The sequence below is a fragment of the Bacillus sp. GMs2/2 genome (assembly GCF_050172095.1).
In the GTDB taxonomy this organism is placed as follows: Bacteria; Bacillota; Bacilli; order Bacillales; family Bacillaceae_G; genus Bacillus_A; species Bacillus_A cereus.
The window spans coordinates 1-2356 of record NZ_JBNLYE010000505.1 but is presented as its reverse complement, the minus strand read 5'-3'; the positions used below and the strand labels follow the sequence as shown (position 1 = coordinate 2356).

Below are 2356 nucleotides of genomic sequence, written 5' to 3'. Positions count from 1 at the left end.
TCATTAGAAAGTTCTTCCCATATAACAGAAATCCCCTTATTTCCATAAACTTCTCGATTTATAACTTTTTTATTAATTGAAAACTTACCTACTTTATCTTTTTTCCCTGAAATAATATGACCTTGTCGTAATAAATCTTCCACTGATGATTGAACAACAAGTGCACCTTCTTTTATGATGATTACATCTTCGATAACATGGGTTACTTCTTCTACTAAATGAGTTGATAATATAATTGTTCTTGGATGCTCACCATAATCTTCTAATAGTAAACTATAAAACAGCTCTCGATGTGCTGCGTCTAAACCGGTAGTCGGTTCATCAAAAATTGTAATCGGCGCCCTACTTGCTAATCCTTGAATAATTCCTACTACAGTTTGCATTCCATGTGATAATTTATGGTATTTGTCTTTCAAATTAAGTTGAAATCTCCTAGCAAGTTCTTCAGCAAACTCTTGATCCCAGTTTTTATAAAACATGTTACATAAATTAAAAATATTTTTTACTTTATCATTTAAATATGCAGCTTCTTTAACTCTAACAAAACAAATATTTTGCATTGCTTTACTATTTTCAAATACATTTTCACCAAATATTGATACACTTCCACTACTTGAAGTAATTTGACCTGCAAGTAAATTTAATAGTGTCGTTTTCCCTGCTCCGTTCCTTCCAAGCAAACCATATATTTTATGCTCTTCCAATGAAATCGTTACTTCATTTACAGCTATTTTCTTTTTATATTTTTTCGTTACATCTTTCGTTTCAAGTGCAATCATCCCTCTTTCCCCTCCTTCGTAATCTTTTGAATCATATCCATCAATTCATTTTTTGATATTTCTAGTACTTTCGCTTCTTCCCACACTTTAGGTAAATATTCAGTCATAAAAGTATTTTGTCTTTTTTTTAGTACGACTTCTTTCGCTCCCTTTGCAACAAACATTCCGATCCCTCTCTTTTTATATAAAATCCCCTCATCCACTAATACATTTACCCCTTTAGCTGCAGTAGCCGGATTTATTTGTAACATCTTCGCAAATTGATTTGTCGATGGAACTTGTTCTTCTTCAAGCAATATGTCTTTTAAAATATCAGATTCAATCGTTTCTGCAATTTGTAAGTATATTAATTTATTTTGCTCCAGAGTAGGTTTCACACTTTCACCACCTTAGGTTCATAGGTTCATTACTTGTGTAATTAACCATATCACATAAAAATGTTTTTTCCATAAATTTCTTTTACAAAAAAAGAGAATCATTAGTTTAAGAGTGACTCTCTTTCTAAAATTTCGAAGTTTCAACTCTTGTTCTCAAATTCTTTTCATTTATACCATTTTGACAAAAGTTAAATTGTTGTCCCTTTATTGACTTTGTACGATCTACTATTTGCCCTAAATGATAACTTGTATGCTCCACTAAATGTAATAAACTATGAAGTTCAATATGCCTTTTTTCTTCCCATACTTGTATATATACTTTTCCCCACTCATCAAATATTTCTTCAACAGTTTTTAACAAAGTTTCGGAGCTAAATGTTTTATTGGAAAATATTCTTCAATTCCATTTTCAAAAACTATATTGGGATCCTTATAACGCCTTGTATTTCTCTGTAAATGTTCACAAATATGTAGTACGATTCCACCAATTGAATTAACAGAAGTCTCTTGTTTCCACAAATCTTCTTCACTAACGAGCCTAATTGCCTGTACTAACTTAGGTAAATAATGATCCTGCATTCTATGATAAGAAATTTTGTATACTAACTCCATCTTCTCCCCTCCATTATTTCAACTGGCTCACTGGATATTTAGCAAATAAAGATTTCCGAAAATCTTTATCTTCCACAAGCATTTTAATTTTTTCTTCATTGCCGTTAAAGAACTATATAACTTTATTTTTATCCCATATATCTTTTTCTTTTGGAAAATCATCGAATATACTATGCAAAATTGATAACATTTCTTCCCTCGTTATCTTAAAGTTTTTATTCTCTACCTGAAACTCATAACTTTTTGCATTTGGCACTAAAATTACTAAATATATAGCATTAAAGAAAAAATTCTTCTTCATCGTATCCTTCTCATCAAACCAATACGTCTCAATCATTTCTTCTGTAAGAGCCCCACTTTCTTTTGCGCCATAGTTCACTTTTATATTTTCTTTTTCTAAACTTATACTTTGAACTGTTCCACCACCGGGTAAATGATTAACAATTGCAACCACATCTGAGTTATTACCAACATATGTTCCAGCATATTTCTTAAAGTCACTAGGTTTCACATCACATATTTCTTTTATTCTTTCTCCGCTAGAACAAGCAGTAATAAATAAAAAAATTGTTAGCATAACAACTACAT

2 protein-coding genes and 2 pseudogenes are annotated in these 2356 nt (G+C 30.7%); all 4 read right to left on the bottom strand.

What is annotated here, in order from left to right; all coding sequences use genetic code 11:
- On the bottom strand, positions 1-779 hold a 779-nt coding region (locus tag ACQGS6_RS26690; protein ID WP_426965893.1), incomplete at its 3' end, for an ATP-binding cassette domain-containing protein.
- Complete coding sequence (locus ACQGS6_RS26685; protein WP_000805199.1) at positions 776-1156, bottom strand: GntR family transcriptional regulator; 381 nt, start codon at positions 1154-1156, stop codon at positions 776-778. The genes ACQGS6_RS26690 and ACQGS6_RS26685, both read right to left, overlap by 4 nt.
- Before the next feature lie 124 nt (positions 1157-1280).
- A pseudogene (locus tag ACQGS6_RS26680) lies at positions 1281-1768 on the bottom strand (DinB family protein).
- A gap of 13 nt (positions 1769-1781) precedes the next feature.
- Positions 1782-2356 (bottom strand): annotated as a pseudogene (locus ACQGS6_RS26675) (DUF4825 domain-containing protein); the annotation flags it as partial.